The organism is Persicitalea sp. (assembly GCF_041751555.1).
Classification (GTDB): domain Bacteria; phylum Bacteroidota; class Bacteroidia; order Cytophagales; family Spirosomataceae; genus Persicitalea.
Genome location: NZ_JBGSXF010000197.1, coordinates 1 through 16,453 on the forward strand (window position 1 = coordinate 1; position 16,453 = coordinate 16,453).

Annotated in this window: 19 protein-coding genes, 4 tRNA genes and 2 pseudogenes; all 25 read right to left on the minus strand. The window is 49.3% G+C overall.

The features are described from left to right. Nucleotides 1–638, minus strand: a pseudogene (gene rpoB / locus ACEW8P_RS06955) (DNA-directed RNA polymerase subunit beta); the annotation flags it as partial. Between the two features lie 393 nt (nucleotides 639–1,031). Then, nucleotides 1,032–1,415 carry a 50S ribosomal protein L7/L12 gene (rplL, locus tag ACEW8P_RS06960; RefSeq protein ID WP_373512373.1) on the minus strand — a complete coding sequence of 128 codons (384 nt, stop codon included), beginning with the start codon at nucleotides 1,413–1,415 and terminating at the stop codon, nucleotides 1,032–1,034. A 105-nt stretch (nucleotides 1,416–1,520) separates the two neighbouring features. Further along, nucleotides 1,521–2,066 (minus strand): 50S ribosomal protein L10, encoded by a 546-nt coding sequence (rplJ, locus tag ACEW8P_RS06965; protein ID WP_373512374.1) that lies wholly within the window; start codon nucleotides 2,064–2,066, stop codon nucleotides 1,521–1,523. Next, complete coding sequence (rplA, locus tag ACEW8P_RS06970) at nucleotides 2,063–2,767, minus strand: 50S ribosomal protein L1 (RefSeq protein WP_373512375.1); 705 nt, start codon at nucleotides 2,765–2,767, stop codon at nucleotides 2,063–2,065. Before rplA ends, rplJ begins: the two co-directional genes overlap by 4 nt. Nucleotides 2,768–2,798: 31 nt before the next feature. Beyond that, nucleotides 2,799–3,251: a 50S ribosomal protein L11 gene (rplK, locus tag ACEW8P_RS06975; RefSeq protein ID WP_373512376.1), complete on the minus strand. Its 453-nt coding sequence runs from the start codon at nucleotides 3,249–3,251 to the stop codon at nucleotides 2,799–2,801. A gap of 187 nt (nucleotides 3,252–3,438) precedes the next feature. Further along, nucleotides 3,439–3,996 carry a transcription termination/antitermination protein NusG gene (gene nusG / locus ACEW8P_RS06980; protein WP_373512377.1) on the minus strand — a complete coding sequence of 186 codons (558 nt, stop codon included), beginning with the start codon at nucleotides 3,994–3,996 and terminating at the stop codon, nucleotides 3,439–3,441. A 39-nt stretch (nucleotides 3,997–4,035) separates the two neighbouring features. Further along, nucleotides 4,036–4,227 (minus strand): preprotein translocase subunit SecE, encoded by a 192-nt coding sequence (secE, locus tag ACEW8P_RS06985; RefSeq protein WP_189562919.1) that lies wholly within the window; start codon nucleotides 4,225–4,227, stop codon nucleotides 4,036–4,038. Between the two features lie 22 nt (nucleotides 4,228–4,249). Further along, nucleotides 4,250–4,320: transfer RNA gene (locus tag ACEW8P_RS06990), tRNA-Trp, on the minus strand. A 114-nt stretch (nucleotides 4,321–4,434) separates the two neighbouring features. Then, nucleotides 4,435–5,622, minus strand: a complete 1,188-nt coding sequence (gene tuf / locus ACEW8P_RS06995; protein ID WP_373512378.1) for an elongation factor Tu — start codon at nucleotides 5,620–5,622, stop codon at nucleotides 4,435–4,437. 74 nt (nucleotides 5,623–5,696) lie between these two features. Continuing rightward, a tRNA-Thr gene (locus ACEW8P_RS07000) sits at nucleotides 5,697–5,768 on the minus strand. 83 nt (nucleotides 5,769–5,851) lie between these two features. Further along, nucleotides 5,852–5,924: transfer RNA gene (locus ACEW8P_RS07005), tRNA-Gly, on the minus strand. Between the two features lie 7 nt (nucleotides 5,925–5,931). Continuing rightward, a tRNA-Tyr gene (locus ACEW8P_RS07010) sits at nucleotides 5,932–6,017 on the minus strand. Nucleotides 6,018–6,181: 164 nt separating this feature from the next. Then, a complete protein-coding gene (locus ACEW8P_RS07015; protein WP_373512379.1) occupies nucleotides 6,182–7,372 on the minus strand; it encodes an outer membrane beta-barrel protein in 1,191 nt (396 codons plus the stop codon). Between the two features lie 12 nt (nucleotides 7,373–7,384). Further along, nucleotides 7,385–8,197, minus strand: coding sequence for a hypothetical protein (locus tag ACEW8P_RS07020; RefSeq protein ID WP_373512380.1), 813 nt, complete (start codon nucleotides 8,195–8,197; stop codon nucleotides 7,385–7,387). Beyond that, nucleotides 8,184–8,768 carry an RNA polymerase sigma factor gene (locus tag ACEW8P_RS07025; protein ID WP_373512381.1) on the minus strand — a complete coding sequence of 195 codons (585 nt, stop codon included), beginning with the start codon at nucleotides 8,766–8,768 and terminating at the stop codon, nucleotides 8,184–8,186. Before ACEW8P_RS07025 ends, ACEW8P_RS07020 begins: the two co-directional genes overlap by 14 nt. Before the next feature lie 132 nt (nucleotides 8,769–8,900). Continuing rightward, a complete protein-coding gene (locus ACEW8P_RS07030) occupies nucleotides 8,901–9,185 on the minus strand; it encodes a hypothetical protein (protein WP_373512382.1) in 285 nt (94 codons plus the stop codon). Continuing rightward, nucleotides 9,182–9,721 carry a DUF420 domain-containing protein gene (locus tag ACEW8P_RS07035; RefSeq protein WP_373512383.1) on the minus strand — a complete coding sequence of 180 codons (540 nt, stop codon included), beginning with the start codon at nucleotides 9,719–9,721 and terminating at the stop codon, nucleotides 9,182–9,184. Before ACEW8P_RS07035 ends, ACEW8P_RS07030 begins: the two co-directional genes overlap by 4 nt. Nucleotides 9,722–9,776: 55 nt before the next feature. Then, a complete protein-coding gene (locus ACEW8P_RS07040; RefSeq protein WP_373512384.1) occupies nucleotides 9,777–10,427 on the minus strand; it encodes a hypothetical protein in 651 nt (216 codons plus the stop codon). A 4-nt stretch (nucleotides 10,428–10,431) separates the two neighbouring features. Next, nucleotides 10,432–10,779 carry a cytochrome C oxidase subunit IV family protein gene (locus ACEW8P_RS07045; RefSeq protein WP_373512385.1) on the minus strand — a complete coding sequence of 116 codons (348 nt, stop codon included), beginning with the start codon at nucleotides 10,777–10,779 and terminating at the stop codon, nucleotides 10,432–10,434. Nucleotides 10,780–10,800: 21 nt separating this feature from the next. Next, nucleotides 10,801–11,565 carry a cytochrome c oxidase subunit 3 gene (locus ACEW8P_RS07050; RefSeq protein WP_373512386.1) on the minus strand — a complete coding sequence of 255 codons (765 nt, stop codon included), beginning with the start codon at nucleotides 11,563–11,565 and terminating at the stop codon, nucleotides 10,801–10,803. Nucleotides 11,566–11,580: 15 nt separating this feature from the next. Then, on the minus strand, nucleotides 11,581–12,168 hold the full coding sequence (locus ACEW8P_RS07055) for a heme-copper oxidase subunit III (RefSeq protein ID WP_373512387.1): 588 nt from the start codon (nucleotides 12,166–12,168) through the stop codon (nucleotides 11,581–11,583). 105 nt (nucleotides 12,169–12,273) lie between these two features. Then, the gene (cyoE, locus tag ACEW8P_RS07060; protein ID WP_373512388.1) at nucleotides 12,274–13,167 is read right to left on the minus strand and encodes a heme o synthase; all 894 of its coding nucleotides are present in this window, start codon (nucleotides 13,165–13,167) and stop codon (nucleotides 12,274–12,276) included. A 31-nt stretch (nucleotides 13,168–13,198) separates the two neighbouring features. After that, the gene (locus tag ACEW8P_RS07065; RefSeq protein WP_373512389.1) at nucleotides 13,199–14,224 is read right to left on the minus strand and encodes a heme A synthase; all 1,026 of its coding nucleotides are present in this window, start codon (nucleotides 14,222–14,224) and stop codon (nucleotides 13,199–13,201) included. Next, the gene (locus tag ACEW8P_RS07070; RefSeq protein WP_373512390.1) at nucleotides 14,199–16,073 is read right to left on the minus strand and encodes a cbb3-type cytochrome c oxidase subunit I; all 1,875 of its coding nucleotides are present in this window, start codon (nucleotides 16,071–16,073) and stop codon (nucleotides 14,199–14,201) included. The genes ACEW8P_RS07065 and ACEW8P_RS07070 overlap by 26 nt, the downstream gene beginning before the upstream one ends. A 31-nt stretch (nucleotides 16,074–16,104) precedes the next feature. After that, nucleotides 16,105–16,453 (minus strand): annotated as a pseudogene (locus ACEW8P_RS07075) (cytochrome c oxidase subunit II); the annotation flags it as partial.

Here is a 16,453-nt window from a genome sequence, read left to right on the forward strand (position 1 = left end):
TTATCCGAACCAAAGCCGATGGCCCGCAACAGAGTAGTGACCGGGAATTTCTTTTTCCGGTCAATGTAGGCGTACATTACGTTATTGACGTCAGTCGAAAACTCGATCCAGGAACCTTTGAAAGGAATGATCCGGGCCGAATACAGTTTAGAACCGTTGGTGTGCTTGCTCATGGAGAAGAACACGCCCGGCGAGCGGTGCAACTGTGAGACGATGACACGTTCGGCCCCGTTGATGACAAACGAGCCGCGCTCGGTCATATAAGGAATATTCCCCAGGAACACTTCCTGCTCGATGGTCTCGAACTCTTCGTGGTCAGGGTCGTTGCAAATCAGGCGGAGTTTGGCTTTGAGCGGTACCGCATAGGTAAGGCCCCGGTCGATCGACTCATCTACCGAGTACTTGGGAGGTTCAAGCAGATAGTCAATGAACTGCAGCACGAAATTGTCGCGCGAGTCGGAAATGGGGAAGTTTTCGTCGAAAACCTTATAAAGGCCTTCTGCCGAACGGTCTTCCACCGACGTGTCAAGACTAAAAAAATCTCTGAATGATTGAACCTGAATTCCCAGTAGGTCGGGATAATTGATGATCGGAGTGATCCGGGCAAAGTTTTTTCTGGAAGCTGTTTTGGTAGCCAAGGCTGGTTGTTTTTTGGGTTAATAGAACAAAAAGTGCCGAAACTTTTGCTAAAACTAACACGCGCAAAAGCGTCGGTAAGTTTGGAACCACAAAATATTGCCTCGTAGAAATTGTCGGTGACGGGTCCCTCTTCTTACTTTCTACGAGAAAAGAAGTGTTTCAGACCAATCGTCCCGATTAGAGAAAAACAAGAATACGGCGAAGATGCGGATGCCGACTAGTTTCTCGGGGGGTTGTAGTTGTAACGCGTAAAACGGGTGATTCGTGGGTTTGCACCCGGTAAGACAAACACCGTCCGACGGGAAAAAGTTTGGTACTTTATCAATAAACAGGAAAAGACCTGACGCATGTCAGGCCTGTTCCCGTTAGTATATGGTGGCTGAGCCGATGAATTACTTCACCTCTACTTCGGCACCAGCTTCTTCAAGCTGCTTTTTGAGGGCTTCGGCCTCGTCTTTGGCAACACCTTCCTTTACTGCCTTGGGAGCGCCGTCCACCAATTCCTTGGCTTCTTTCAGACCCAGACCAGTCAGGTCTTTTACTAATTTCACAACCGCCAGTTTGCTGGCTCCGGCTGCCTTGAGGATTACGTCGAAAGACGACTGCTCAGCGGCTTCAGCGGCTTCGTCGCCACCACCACCACCTCCGGCCATCATTACTGCACCAGCAGCAGCGGGCTCGATGCCATACTCGTCCTTCAGAATCGTAGCGAGTTCGTTCACTTCTTTAACCGTAAGGCCAACAAGTTGCTCTGCGAAGGCTTTCAAATCTGCCATTTTATTTTTATTTGATTAAGTGATTACAAAAATAATTGTTAAAAAAATGCGGCGGGTAACTGATCCCCGCGGTTCGCCAACTCCGCGCGGGCCATCAATAATTTGTTATGCTGCTTCTTGCTCTTCCTTTTCGGATAAAGTCTTAAGAATGCCAGCCAACTTGTGGCCGCCGCTTTGCAGGGCACCCAGTACGTTCTTGGCGGGCGATTGCAGAATGGCAATCACTTCTCCCAACATTTCCTGCTTGGATTTCAGCGCAATCAGGCGATCGATTTGGTCGGCTCCTATAAAGAGTGACGCATCGACGGAGGCTCCTTTGAATTGGAGTTTGTCCTTACCTGACTTCTTGCGGTAATCCTTGATCAATTGCGCAGGAACTTTGCCCGACTCGGGATGGAACATCACGCCCGAAAAGCCCTTTAAAACTTCATCGTTAAAAGGAGCGTAATCGACTTCCTGATCTTCCAGTGCTTTCTTGATCAGCGTGTTCTTGATTACCCGGTACTCTACGCCGCGCTCGAAGCACAGGCGGCGGAGGTTGCTCGTTTCCGCCGAGTTCATGCCCAGGGCACTCACAATATAGAAGTAAGGGGTCGTCTCGAACTTCTGTTTCAGTTCTTCAACTAGTTCTGTTTTCTGTTCTCTCGTCATGATTGTATTCCTGAGATCGTGCTTTTGTCAATTGAAACGCTCGGACTCATCGTGCTTGACAAGTAAACGCTCTTTACGTAGGTGCCTTTGGCCGATGACGGCTTCATGCGCACCAGAGTGCTCATCATTTCCTGGGCGTTCTGGGCCAGTTGCTCGGCGCCGAAAGACACCTTGCCGATGCTGGCGTGAATGATACCGGTCTTATCGACCCGAAAGTCGATCTTACCTGCTTTCACTTCCTGCACCGCTTTGCCCACGTCCATCGTTACGGTGCCCGACTTGGGGTTAGGCATCAGTCCGCGCGGACCAAGTACTTTACCCAAGCGACCTACTTTGGCCATGACGTTTGGCATCGTAATGATGACATCGATGTCCGTCCAGCCGCCCTCGATTTTCGTGATGTACTCGTCGAGTCCCACGAAGTCGGCACCAGCCTCTTTGGCTTCTTCCTCCTTCTCGGGCGTACACAGTACCAGCACGCGCACTTCCTTACCCGTGCCGTGTGGCAGAGTAACGACGCCGCGCACCATCTGATCGGCCTTGCGGGGATCCACACCCAGGCGAACGTCTATATCGACGGAGGCATCGAACTTCACGTAGCTGATTTCCTTAAGAACTTCCGCTGCCGTCTTGAACGAGTAAGCCATTTCCGGGTCGATTTTCGACTGGGCTTCCTTTTGTTTTTTTGTTAATTTTCCCATGTTGCTAGTTGCTTAGGCGTCGAAAAGACGCTTATTTTTTCTCAGTTGCCCACGGGGCTTTCCCTTTGATCGTTACGCCCATACTACGCGCCGTACCCGCAATCTGCTTCATCCCTGACTCCACCGTGAAGCAGTTCAGATCAGGCATCTTGGTCTCAGCGATCTGACGAACCTGTTCCCAAGTGACCGATCCTACCTTAACGCGGTTGGGTTGGTCGGAAGCCTTCTTCAATTTGGCGGCTTCCATGAGTAAGACAGCGGCGGGGGGGGTTTTGATGACGAAGTCGAACGACTTGTCTTTGTAGTACGTAATGACTACCGGCAACACCATACCCATTTTGTCCTGGGTACGGCCGTTGAACTGCTTGCAAAACTCCATGATGTTCAATCCCTTCGAACCCAACGCGGGACCGATGGGAGGCGCGGGATTGGCCTGGCCACCCTTCACCTGAAGCTTTACGTATCCGCCTATTTCTTTTGCCATTGTTTTTTTTAAGTTTATGAGTTTACGAGTCTATGGGTTTATGAGTTTTGGAATGCGAAGCCACTGACATCTTGCGCCAGCCACTCATAAACTCATAAACTTTGAACTCCTGAACTCATTCATTGATGGTCACCCAATACAGCCCACGTTGTAACGGCAGAGGAAGCAGTCCTGCCCGCGAAGTGTATTAGCTTTCCTTTTCTACTTGTGCGTAACTGAGTTCCACGGGAGTACTCCGCCCGAATATTTTTACTACTACATTCAATTTCTTCTTTTCGTCAAAAACTTCCTCGACGGTGCCAATGAAACCACTGAACGGGCCATCGACAACTTTCACACTTTCTCCTTGCAGGAACGACATCGACGGTGCCTCTTCTTCCTGCGCGCCTTCTTCAACGCGACCCAATATGCGGTTGATTTCCGACTGCCGTAGTGGTACGGGTACCTTGGCGTTCTTTCCGTCCGCGCTACCCAGAAAACCGATCACGCCGGGCATGCTGGTAATGATGTGCTGTACTTCGCCCTTGGACAAATCCGCCGAAATGATGATATAGCCGGGAAAGAAATTCTTTTCGCGAACCCTTTTCTTGCCATTCCGCATCTCGTAGATCTTCTCCGTTGGTATCAGTATCTCCGGTACGTATTCGGTCAGGTTCTGTCGGGAGAGTTCGTTCTCGATATACGTCTTGATCTTCTTCTCTTGTCCCGAGATTGCCCGTAATACGAACCAATTCACGTTACTCATACCGTTCTGGATTATGCAAGCCGCCCAAAATGGGACGTCTTAGAAAGTCTGATAAAATAGATTGAGCGCGTTATCGAACACAAAATCCATCGCTCCCACCACAAAGGCGAAAATGAGCGACCCCACCAAAACGAGCGTCGTGTTGGACTGCAATTCGCTGAAGGGAGGCCAAGTCACATGCTGGGTAATTTCAACCCAGGAAGCTTTAAAGAATGCGGTGAGTTTATCCATTTTGTCGTTAGAAAACGCGTAGCACGGGTGGAGAGATTCGAACTCCCATCAACGGTTTTGGAGACCGCTATTCTACCCTTGAACTACACCCGTATTTGATCCCGTCCCTAATTTTTAGGGGTTTTGGGCTGCAAAGATAGCTTTTTTTTATAAAAAACAAGTGCATCCCAAAAGGAAATGCACTTGTTTTCAACTGTTTGCTAGATATTAGTCGAGAATCTCGGTTACCTGACCAGCACCTACCGTACGGCCACCCTCACGGATAGCGAAACGAAGGCCTTTCTCCATTGCGATCTTGTTGATCAAAGTCACCTCGATCGTGATGTTGTCGCCGGGCATTACCATTTCAACGCCAGCGGGCAGCGTGATTTCTCCCGTTACGTCCGTGGTGCGGAAGTAGAACTGCGGACGGTACTTGTTGAAGAATGGCGTGTGACGGCCACCTTCCTCTTTCGACAGTACATAAACCTCAGCCTTGAAGTGAGCGTGTGGCTTCACCGAACCAGGCTTACAGATTACCATACCACGACGGATGTCCTCCTTATCGATACCGCGCAGCAGCAGACCGACGTTGTCGCCCGCTTCGCCACGGTCAAGGATTTTGCGGAACATTTCCACACCAGTGATCGTAGATTTCAAGTTTTCGGCACCCATACCCAGGATATCGACGGGATCACCAGAGTTGATGACACCACGCTCGATACGACCCGTAGCAACTGTACCACGACCTGTGATCGAGAATACGTCTTCCACGGGCATCAGGAACGGCAGTTCCGTCATGCGGGGAGGGATGGGGATGTAGCTATCAACAGCGTCCATCAAATCTTCTACAGTTTTCACCCACTTCTCTTCGCCGTTCAAAGCGCCGAGGGCTGAACCCTGGATAACAGGAATGTTGTCGCCGTCGTAATCGTAGAAGCTCAAGAGCTCACGGATTTCCATTTCGACGAGTTCCAGCAGTTCGGGATCGTCTACCATGTCAACCTTATTCATGAACACGACCAACTGGGGGACGCCTACCTGGCGGGCCAGCAGAATATGCTCACGGGTTTGGGGCATTGGGCCGTCCGTTGAGGCTACCACGATAATAGCGCCGTCCATCTGGGCAGCACCCGTTACCATGTTCTTAACGTAGTCGGCGTGGCCGGGGCAGTCAACGTGCGCGTAGTGGCGGCTGGCTGTTTGGTATTCTACGTGTGAGGTGTTGATGGTGATACCACGCTCTTTTTCTTCGGGCGCATTGTCGATCGACGAGAAGTCGCGGATCGCAGATAGACCCTTACCCGCCAGTACGGTGGTGATGGCCGCGGTCAACGTAGTTTTGCCGTGGTCAACGTGTCCGATGGTACCGATGTTTACGTGAGGTTTAGACCTGTCAAATTTATCCTTTGCCATGTTTTCTTAGATTATACTTTATTTAATTAATACGAGTTTTTAACGAGTGGGTGTGAATGGGGTAAAATTCCATGAGCCGTTGGGGGGATTTGAACCCCCGACCTCTTCCTTACCAAGGAAGTGCTCTACCCCTGAGCTACAACGGCGTGAACGGCAAACAACGAAGCGACCATCGAAATAATTCCAACAGAATAATTTTCGGTGATCGCTTCGTTGGGCTGTTACAATGAGCGGGAGACGAGGTTCGAACTCGCGACCTATAGCTTGGAAGGCTATCGCTCTACCAGCTGAGCTACTCCCGCAAACATCTGGTGGGGGCGGATGGATTCGAACCACCGTAGGCGTACGCCAGCAGATTTACAGTCTGCCCCATTTGGCCACTCTGGTACACCCCCTCACACTGTTTTAAAGGCTCCAAAATCTTCTACGATTGACTTTGGAGTCGCAAAATTATAGTCTTTTCGGTGATTGCCAAAATTCTTTGCAAAGTTTTTATAAATAAAAGCAAAAAGGCAGCCCGGAATCACCAGCAGCTGCCTTTTTGAAAAGTTTTCGTTCATTAAAAACGAATCCCGAAGTTTATCATTCTCACTGCCGGACCCCGGTTGTCCTGAAAGAGGTTATTCATATCGTAATGGACGAAGAAGTCGGGGAAGTTTTTGATGCCCAACTCGAAGGCTGCGCCATAACGAAAGTCATTGAGGTAGTAATTGCTTCTTTCCTTGTCCTTCTTACCGTCGGGATATTTGATCTTGGAATAGCCGCCCAGCCGGTAGCCCACGTAGCCGCCTGCACTGATATAGGAAATGAACGAGCCGGGGAAACTCACCGTCGGCATAAGCGAGAAGTTGACATAAGGGACGGTCAGCTTAGTCTTGCGCACATCTACCTCGCGTGCTTCGTTGTCCAGGATTAAAGGAAACGAAACAGCTGTCTGCCCTTTCTCGATCGTGTTGTTTCCTTCAAACATCAGATTGTTCCAGGCTACATCGAGGCCAAAGTCAAGGTGCAATCCGGCGTTTTTGCCCCGTGCGAGGGTCGCGCTTTTCACGAAACCCAAACTGATGTATCGCGAGCCGAACGGACGCAAATCGTAGCTCTCCGCGTTGAAACTACCCGGCTCATTTTGTGAATAGGTGTTTAGACCCAACGCGACATTGAAACCACGTCGCGGGCTGGAATAGCGTCGCACCCGGCGGATACGCATGACTCGGTCGCCATCGTTGTCGTAATCAGCGTCGTAGTCCCCGCGGCGACCCTCGCCATCGCGGGCGGTAGTATCTATGCCCCCGCTGCGGCTGTCACGATCATAATCACGATCCCGATCATCACGGTCACCGCCGACACGTACTCGGTCGCTGCCATCCTTTATGTCCACGCCACGGGTGGTGATCGTAACTTCAGTGTCCCCATCTTTTATGCGGATGCCGCGTAGGCCGATGCGCACATAGTTTTTGTCTTTGGCGTCGGCGCTATCTTTCATGTATTTGCGTCCGTCGATGTCTTCAAAGTAGATTTTGGTTTCGCCTTTCATCGTATCGAGGCGTGCGCCCAAGTCTGCTAGCAGCGAATTTAGGTCGTACTTCATCAGCTTGTCGAGTTCCTTGCGGTCTTCGCCGTAGATAATCATCCGGGTTTTGTCCCCGAAAGTGATGATGATCGAGTCTTTTTGAGCCGGAGCGGCGTAGGCGGCCACGGAACTCAGCGCGGCAATCGCGCACAAAATGAGGGATTTCAGGGTGGTTTTCATGGTATTTTGAATTTATAGTTTCGTCTTATTTTTTAATTCCTGGTACTTATCGGAAATTTTATCTTCCCCGTTACGGAGGCGTTCGTCGGCGCGGGCAAGAATTCTTTTAGGATTAAAGCCCAACTCGTCCCACTCGACTTCGTCGCCCTGCTTGGCATTTTTCAGTTGGCGAAGTACGCGCAGAAACTTTGAGGACTTTTGCGCTTCATTTGCTAAATCTTCCGTCTCAACGTGCGCCACAATTATACGGTCTTGAGTGTCGGGCGAAACTTTGCCGGGAACGACTGTCTGGATTTCTGTTGGCTGCAATGATTTCATAGCATCATTTTTCGTAACTAGCTGGGAGGGGTCTGTTTCCGCCTTTTCCACTCTGGCAATTTGCGTGCCTTCAAGGATGGGAGCGCGTTCAAGTTTCGGTACTTCGGGAGCTTTTTCTTTCACAACTGTTGCATAACTTTCCTTTTGGGAAATCACGGGCCGGCTATTTTTCTGCACCGACTCCGTTTGCTGGGTACTCGCCAATGCTTCCGTATCGCCTGACTGTGGAGCGGTAGGTAGCGTTCCTTCGCGTGGTTTCGTCATCTGCTCCGTTTGAGCCATTTGTCCTTGCGGCTCGACCGTTTTCGTCTCACCTTGCCAGACCAGATAACCCGCCATAAGTAGTATCGTGACGCTGGCTGCGGCGTACCAGTACCAGCCGCCCAGACGACGGGACTCTTTTTTCTGCCCTTGCTCGATCCGCTGCCACAAGTCAGGCGACGGTGTCCTTTCCAGGTTGGAAAGCTTGCGGGCAAAGAGATCGTCTATGTTATTAGGCTTCTTCATATTCTACTTTTTTTTTTAGTTCATTCTCCCAATTCGTCACGAGTTGCTGCAACATGGCGCGCGCCCGGTGCAACTGCGATTTGGAAGTACTCTCGGTGATCCCCAACTTTTCAGCGATCTCAGCGTGGGCGTAGCCTTCGATGGCGTAGAGGTTGAACACCGTGCGGTAGCCCGTGGGCAAAGTATCGATCATTTTCAGCATCTCTTCGGTTTCCAGCGACTCGTCGGCCAGGCTAATGTCCACCACTTGCTGGGCTTCATCGAGAATAGCCACTTCCTGAATCCGCTTCCGTTGCCGGAGGTAGCCGAGCGACTCGTTGACCATGATCCGCCGCATCCATCCTTCGAAACTCCCCTCACTTTTGAATTGCGCAATCTTGTCAAACACTTTCATGAACCCTTCCACCAGTACATCCTCGGCGGTCATTTGGTCGCCAACGTACCTCATGCACACGCCCAGCATTCGCGGCGCGTAGCGGTCGTACAACTGACGCTGCGCTTTGGGGTCGCCCTGGCGGAGGGCCTTGACCATTTGTGCTTCCTGGTTAAAGAGGGGTAATATTCTTGACATTCCTTCGGGGTGTTTCAGTAGCAAGATGCACATTCGCCCCCGACAGGTTGCATGGCACTTTATATTTTTTCATAAAAAAAGGGAAGCGGCTGTTTTTGAGCCGTTTCCCTTTTTCTCGTATTCGTTTATATATCAATTCCTCATCGCTTGCTGAACGCGGGCGGCGACCATGCGCTGATCCTCGCGGGCCTTCTTGCTGTTCTTGAACCAGAAATAAGCAAACAAAGCCACGATCAAATAAGGCATAACAAATAAATACATAATGCCTGTATTCAGGCCAATGCCAACATCGTTGCGACCATTGCCCATTGTGCTTTCCACCGAACCCCGGCACATGGCGCACTGAGCCCATAGCTGACTGGTGTTCAGCACGAGCAACAAAATCAGGAAAACGACTTTGCTCAATACATTTTTCATTGGTAGTAAGGACTAATTAACAAATAGACAACAACGCCCGTAATACTTACGTATAGCCAAATCGGAAACGCCCATTTAACCGCTTTCTTATGCTCAGCAATCTGGTTACTGTACGCAAAATATACCGCCCGTAACACAAACCAAACTACCACAACCGACAGAACAATGTGGCTAATCAGGAGAAAATAATAAATGGGCCGAATCGCTCCGCTGCCCCCGAAAGCTGTGGATTCGTTGCTTAAATGATACAGCACGTAGCTGACCAGAAAAACGGAACCCAGAGCGAAGGCCGCCGTCATGGTGCGGCGGTGTGCCGCAATGTTCCTGCTCTGGATAAAAAGTAACCCGATCACCAGCAAGATCGCTGTCAGCGAATTGATGACGGCGTTGACGTGGGGCAGTATCTTGGTCCAGCTACCCAAATCTACTTTTTGCCGTATCCCTAACAATACCGCAACGACCACCGGAATGGTTACGGCCAGGACGTTGATGAGGCGATTGTACTTTTTGCTTTTTTCTAAGACTAGTGTTTCCATTATTTGTTGACTTGTAGGGGCGAACACATGGGTTCGTAGGTGCGCCTGTCCGACCTTACTTTTGACGATTGTGTTCCAATATCCTTATCTCGGCCATGAGGCGGTCGGTTTCTTCGGGATCGGTAGTGTCATAAAACCCACGAATGTAGCCTGAGCCATCTACCAAACTTAACCTTGCGTGGGGAGAAATGGTTTGCAATCCCGGTACTTTTTCGTTGAGGTGAAAAACGTTTTGCAGGGTTCGGGTAATTGTAGAATCTGGCAGAACGGCAATCATCCAGCCATCGTCAAATTGCCTGCTTTTTTTTATTTCGGAGAGGAGTCCTCGGTCGTTTTGGCTTATCAACGTCAGAAGGCTGAACGTCGGGTAGTCCCGATGCAGGGCTTGCATACGCGCTAATTGACTAATTACTTTCTGGCAAGTATCGGCACAAGGCGAGGAAAGGGTACTGATGAGGAGTGTTTTTCCATTAATCGAAGGAGCTGTGATGGTACTTCCATCGATAGTAACCAAAGAGAACTCCGATATCTGATAGAAAGTCGTATCGCCGCTAGGTTGAACGATGACGTTGTTCGCCGCGTCCCGCAATGGGACGAAATAGGGAAGGTCATAATGGTTGGTAGTAAAAACCTTGAGGAAAATAAATATCAAAACCGGGAATACCAATGTGAGAATCAGTAACCCGGTTTTTACGTATTTCTGCATGGATTTACCTCAGTTCAAATATAGAGCCGCCTTCCAGCATCAAGGCCAACAGTAGCCAAACTACAAAAATGACCGGAATCAGAATAGACCAAATCAAGGATTTGACCTCATGCTTTAAGTGCATGAATTCTCCCACAATGTAAAATGCCTTCACAATGGTGAGACCAACGAAGATTGCCACTTTCAACGTGCTGGCGTGCATTGTGAAGGCAATCAGGAATTCAAATGCTGTAATAACGGAAAGAATGATGAATACTTTCCAAATCTGCTTGCGCTGGGCGGCTCCGCCATCGGTGGGAACATCATCGTGACGAGCAGCTACTTCCTGGGGGGTTGCGTGTATTTCAGCCATGATTATTTTTATTTAAAGGACTTAAACCAAATAGAAAAAGGTAAAAACAAACACCCACACCAGATCCACGAAGTGCCAGTACAGACCTACTTTCTCCACCATTTCATAGTGGCCGCGACGGTCATAATAGCCCGTGGCAGAACGATAGTAGATCAGTATGTTTAGCAATACTCCGCTAAAAACGTGCGTTCCGTGGAAGCCCGTTATAAAGAAGAAAAAGTCAGCGAAGGCGGGCGGGCCATACTGGTTTTCGGTCAGATTGGCGCCAAAAATCGTTCGCTCGACCCATTGCCCATCCACAATCTCGCGAATCACAGAACCTCCTTCGGTACCGTGGATAAAGTGCGCCCACTCCCAGGCTTGACAGCCTAAGAAAGTAAAGCCACCCAAAATAGTCCAAAGCATGTACACTTCAACCGCCGAGCGATCCATGCGGTGGCCCGCTTCCACAGCCAGCACCATAGTGACGCTACTGAAAATAAGGATGAAGGTCATGATGCCGACAAACACCAGGGGTAGTTCGATACCGTGCAAGAAGGGAACCGCTTCGTATACCTTTTCAGGAATTGGCCAATACAGGTTAGAGAAAGTGAAATCCGCTACTGCTCCATCGTAGGAAGGATAACTGAAACGTACCAATCCATAAGAAACCAGGAGCGCAGAAAAAGTAAAGGTATCTGAGATGAGGAAGAACCACATCATCAGCTTGCCGTAGCTGGCTTTCATGGGTTCAATGCCCCCCAGCCACATTCTTCTGGGTAGGGTGTCGGTAGTCGTAGCAGCCATTGCGTCGTTAAATTATCAATTGAAGGTCAATAAAAAGAAAAACAAATAGATCCAGAGGACATCTAAAAAGTGCCAGTAAGTAGCGCAAATTTCAATGCGTCGCAGACTTTTGGCGTGAACCTTGAAACGAAAAGCCGACACCAAAGCGGTAAGCAAAACAATCAAGCCACTCATCAGGTGGAAACCGTGCAAGCCCGTGAACACGTACAAAAACGATCCTGAGGGGTTACCCACGAAGTAAACGTTCATGTCCACCAGCTCGCGCCAGCCCTGGAACTGCATCCCCAGGAATACCAGTCCCAACGCAAAAGTAATAGAAATTGCCGTTTTCAGCTGGCCGAAATTATCTTTTTTTGCGGAAATGTAGGCCCAATGCATACTAATACTGCTGAAAAACAGCACCACAGTGCTGTACCAGAACACAACGGGCATCTGAAATTCGAGCCAGTTCCCCTCCGCCCGGCGGACGAGGTAGGCGCTGGTTTGCGAGGCGAATAGCATCACGATGCTCACAATGAAGAGCCAAAGAATGAACTTCTTGGGATCTACCGATAGGGTGGCTTCCGGCTCTTTTTGAATGGGTATTTGGGTTATTGCTTCCACGGTCAATTTTGTTTTTTTGAGCGGCAAAGCGACAAAGCGACAAAGCCACAAAGTTTTATGAAAGGAGTGAGTTAGGAACGAGACTTCCCTCAATCCCCTTTCAGCTTAAATTTTATCAATTAAAAAAGCGATTTGAACTATCGGTAAATAGATAAATGAGCCGAACATGAGTTGTAGGGCAGTTTTATCAGTGCATTTTCGCATCAGGTGAAAAGTCTGCGCCAGGAATAGCACACCGAAAACGGTGGCGATGAAGGCGGAGTTGATTCCCGTCATACCCAGTTTGAACGGTAGCCAGCCGATAGGAATCAGGCAGAGCGTCCAGATCATGATTTGAATCGTTGTGTTCAAGTCTTTGCCGCCTTTGGATGGGAGCATCTTGAAACCTGCTCGCTTGTAATCTTCGTCCAAAACCCAGGCGATGGCCCAGAAATGGGGAAACTGCCAGAAGAATTGAATGGCAAAAAGAATGCCTGGCTCCAAGCCAAAATGGTTAGTAGCCGCGATCCAACCAATCATAGGAGGGAAAGCGCCGGGAATAGCTCCGACGAACACGGCAATGGGGCCGACCCTTTTGAGCGGCGTGTAAACAAAGCCGTAGAGAACGGTGGAAAGTGCGGCGAGTAGTGCAGTTGTTACGTTGAAGTAAAAGGCAAAAATCAGGAGGGAAGAAATACCCAGAAATACTCCCCAAACGGCTGCTTCCTGCACGGTGAGTCTTCCACTTGGGAGCGGACGTTCAGCAGTTCTTTTCATCAACTTGTCCAGATCTTTTTCTATAATCTGGTTGATGATGTTGGCGGCTCCCGTAATGCCAATGGCGGCGACGCAAAACAAGCCAAGCATTGGCCAGTTGATTGTCGGCACAGCCAGGCTGTACCCGAATGCCCCGGAGAATGCTACCAACGCTGCCAAACGAAATTTTAGCAGTTCAAACAGCGCCTTAGCTTTGCTTCCTGCCAGGTTACTAACGGAAAAGCTATGATCAGATGCAGTCATTAGTATTGGATATTGTTTAATAAAAATCGGTTCAATCCCAGGATAGTTCCGTCGCTAACTCAGTCTTACTTTCGACCCTGGTATTGAGAGTCAAACTCAACCACATCATATATTGTACGCCCGCCAGGATCACAGCTAAGGTCAGGTGAATAGGTTGAACAAATGCAGGTACTCCCAAGTAAGCTAGTACTATACCTGCTACTATCTCTAACCCTACGACAACTAATGTCCAGCGGGCCAAGGAATACAACGGACTGAACGGAGAGACAACCTTATTTGTCCAATAAAATAGAAGGACGTTTGCTCCCAACACAGCGATTGAAAAAGAGCGATGAATATAGAAGGTCAATCCCAATTCATCGATCCACTGACTGCGGGCCGCGTAACCCATCCGAGCTACAACCAAATCAATAGCCTCTCGAACCTGAGTACCGATGATGATCTGAACAAATGAAAGTGCAATGACACCCAGAACCAGATATTTTATTTTCTTCTCCTCCTGCACTCTTCCGGCAGAAAGACTATCGGTATAACTTTGGGCCAGAATGTAAAGTAGGACAAAAACAATGATGATGGCTACTATCATGTGCAGCGTCACCACTAAGGGGTGCAGTTCAGTAGAAACTACCTTAGATCCTAGCCAGCCCTGAAATCCCACAAGTATGAAAGCAGCCAGGCTTGAGTAAAATAACTTAGACTTGCCAGAACGCAGATACGGGATAGAAGCCAACAGTACGGCAAAGATCAAAACTCCGGTAAAAGCGCCCAACAGACGATTGACATATTCAATCCATGTCTTGACGGCGTTGAACTCGACTTCCCCCTTTAACTTGGCTCCGTAGATTTCCTGGTAATTTGACGGTAGCTGGGATACCTCCGTTGGAGGAACCCAGCTACCGAAACATTTTGGCCAATCGGGACAGCCCATGCCTGCTCCCGTGCTTCTGACGACTCCTCCCGCGATAATCAGCAGGTAAACCGTGACGACTGTCACTAGAGTCAGACGCCGGAAAAGGCGATCATGTGGAAAATCAATGAGGTTGGTCGAACTGGTCATTGAAGTTTTGCGCCTCAATCTCTGCTTCCATCTTTATCTCCTCATTTTCGTGAGGAAGGTTGGATTCGAGCGTCTGAGAGTAGGGCACGTTTTGGGGAATGAAGTCCTCGGCGGCACCAGGCTTGCTATAATCGTAAGACCAGCGATAAACCGCAGGAATTTCGCCCGGCCAGTTGCCGTGTCCCGGATTGATCGGGGTCGTCCATTCCAGCGTGTTGGAACGCCACGGATTTTGTGGCGCGCGCTTGCCCGCGAAAATGCTAGCAAAGAAATTATACAGGAAGATGAACTGCGAGGCAAAAGTCAAAATAGCCGCCACCGTAACGAACATATTGAGGTCCGTGTAAGTCTTCGTGAAATCGTAAGTCGTGAACTGATAGTAACGACGCGGGAAGCCAGCGATACCGATGTAGTGCAGCGGGAAGAAGATCAAGTACACCCCGATGAACGTACACCAGAAGTGGATTTGCCCCAGCGTAGTGTTCATCATCCGGCCAAACATCTTGGGGAACCAGTGATACACCCCGGCGAAGAAGCCGAAAGCCGAAGCCGCACCCATCACAATGTGAAAGTGAGCAACCACAAAATAGGTATCGTGCAGCTGAATGTCCAGCGCACTATTTCCCAAGATAATACCCGTTAGTCCACCCGAAACGAAGAAGGAAACCAGGCCAATAGAGAATAGCATGGCGGGCGTGAAAATAATGTTTCCCTTCCAGAGTGTAGTGATGTAGTTAAACGCTTTCACCGCCGAAGGAACCGCGATAATCAGCGTCAGGAACATGAAGACCGATCCAAGAAAAGGATTCATACCCGTAACGAACATATGGTGCGCCCACACGATAAACGCCAGAAAGGCAATACCGAGCAAAGAAGCAATCATGGCGCGGTAGCCAAAAATGGGCTTCCGCGAGTTGGTAGCAATAATCTCCGAAGTAATTCCCAATGCGGGAAGCAGAACGATATACACCTCGGGGTGTCCCAGGAACCAAAATAAATGCTGGAACAGGATGGGGCTACCGCCTACATTCGGAAGAGCTTCACCAGCGATGTAAATTTCTGACAAGTAAAAACTAGTACCGAAGTTGCGATCGAAAATCAGCAATAGAGCAGCAGATAGTAGCACCGGAAAAGAAATCAAACCTAATACTGCCGTAATCAAAAACGCCCAAATTGTTAGAGGCAATTTGTTGAAAGTCATGCCCCGAGTACGTAGGTTGATGACGGTGGTAATGTAGTTGATACCACCTAGCAGCTGAGAGACGATAAAGAGCGCCATACTTACTAACCACAGGCTCATACCTAATTCTGACCCTATGTGTGCTTGTGGTAGCGCACTTAACGGTGGGTAAATTACCCAACCTCCCGCAGCCGGTCCCGTTTGCAGGAACAGCGAGGCGAACATGATAACACTTGCGGTAAAGAAGAACCAGTAAGAAAGCATGTTCAGGAACCCTGAGGCCATGTCTCTTGCACCGATTTGCAAGGGAATCAAAAAATTACTGAATGTGCCGCTCAATCCTGCCGTCAACACGAAGAATACCATGATGGTACCGTGCATAGTAACCAGTGCCAGGTAGAAGTTCGGATCCAGCTTACCCGTTTCGCTTATCCATTGGCCCAGTACAGGTTTCAGCCAAGAAATATCAGCATCGGGGAAGCCCAATTGGATACGGAACACCACGGACATGGCTATGCCCAGAATGGCCCAGAAAATTCCTGAAATCAGATATTGTTTGGCGATCGTCTTATGGTCTTCTGAGAAGATATACTTCCGCCAGAAGTTAGGATCGTCATGGTGGGCGTGTACTTCTTCGTGCACGACTACCTCAGCTGCTGTTGATGACATATTGGCAAAAAATTAAATGTTGTAAATAATATTAGCGAAGCGAAGCGGAAGTACCCATTCCACTGCCAGCTTGGGCCGTGATGCTATCGGGTGTGGCGACTGTCGGAGATTCAGCAGGGGCGTATTTCATTGCTTTCGCCTTCAAATTGTCGGGTACCTTAGCCAAATTATCTGGATATGTTGCCAAAAATGTTTTCTGCTCGGCCATCCAACGGCGGTAAGACGCTTCGTCTTCAACGATCAAGCGCAGACGCATACTAAAATGCCCGGTGCCACAAACCTCGGTACAAGCAATTTCGTAGTCGAAGTTAGGATTGTTCAACTCCGCCTTCATTTCTGCCGTTGACTTATCAGCCACAAACCAGAACTTGGTCGGCATA

Coding starts and splice junctions, on each gene's coding strand:
- rplL (WP_373512373.1), bottom strand. CDS start 1,415: ATGGCAGATTTGAAAGCCTTCGCAGAGCAACTTGTTGGCCTTACGGTT.
- rplJ (WP_373512374.1), bottom strand. CDS start 2,066: ATGACGAGAGAACAGAAAACAGAACTAGTTGAAGAACTGAAACAGAAG.
- rplA (WP_373512375.1), bottom strand. CDS start 2,767: ATGGGAAAATTAACAAAAAAACAAAAGGAAGCCCAGTCGAAAATCGAC.
- rplK (WP_373512376.1), bottom strand. CDS start 3,251: ATGGCAAAAGAAATAGGCGGATACGTAAAGCTTCAGGTGAAGGGTGGC.
- nusG (WP_373512377.1), bottom strand. CDS start 3,996: ATGAGTAACGTGAATTGGTTCGTATTACGGGCAATCTCGGGACAAGAG.
- secE (WP_189562919.1), bottom strand. CDS start 4,227: ATGGATAAACTCACCGCATTCTTTAAAGCTTCCTGGGTTGAAATTACC.
- tuf (WP_373512378.1), bottom strand. CDS start 5,622: ATGGCAAAGGATAAATTTGACAGGTCTAAACCTCACGTAAACATCGGT.
- ACEW8P_RS07015 (WP_373512379.1), bottom strand. CDS start 7,372: ATGAAAACCACCCTGAAATCCCTCATTTTGTGCGCGATTGCCGCGCTG.
- ACEW8P_RS07020 (WP_373512380.1), bottom strand. CDS start 8,197: ATGAAGAAGCCTAATAACATAGACGATCTCTTTGCCCGCAAGCTTTCC.
- ACEW8P_RS07025 (WP_373512381.1), bottom strand. CDS start 8,768: ATGTCAAGAATATTACCCCTCTTTAACCAGGAAGCACAAATGGTCAAG.
- ACEW8P_RS07030 (WP_373512382.1), bottom strand. CDS start 9,185: ATGAAAAATGTATTGAGCAAAGTCGTTTTCCTGATTTTGTTGCTCGTG.
- ACEW8P_RS07035 (WP_373512383.1), bottom strand. CDS start 9,721: ATGGAAACACTAGTCTTAGAAAAAAGCAAAAAGTACAATCGCCTCATC.
- ACEW8P_RS07040 (WP_373512384.1), bottom strand. CDS start 10,427: ATGCAGAAATACGTAAAAACCGGGTTACTGATTCTCACATTGGTATTC.
- ACEW8P_RS07045 (WP_373512385.1), bottom strand. CDS start 10,779: ATGGCTGAAATACACGCAACCCCCCAGGAAGTAGCTGCTCGTCACGAT.
- ACEW8P_RS07050 (WP_373512386.1), bottom strand. CDS start 11,565: ATGGCTGCTACGACTACCGACACCCTACCCAGAAGAATGTGGCTGGGG.
- cyoE (WP_373512388.1), bottom strand. CDS start 13,167: ATGACTGCATCTGATCATAGCTTTTCCGTTAGTAACCTGGCAGGAAGC.
- ACEW8P_RS07065 (WP_373512389.1), bottom strand. CDS start 14,224: ATGACCAGTTCGACCAACCTCATTGATTTTCCACATGATCGCCTTTTC.
- ACEW8P_RS07070 (WP_373512390.1), bottom strand. CDS start 16,073: ATGTCATCAACAGCAGCTGAGGTAGTCGTGCACGAAGAAGTACACGCC.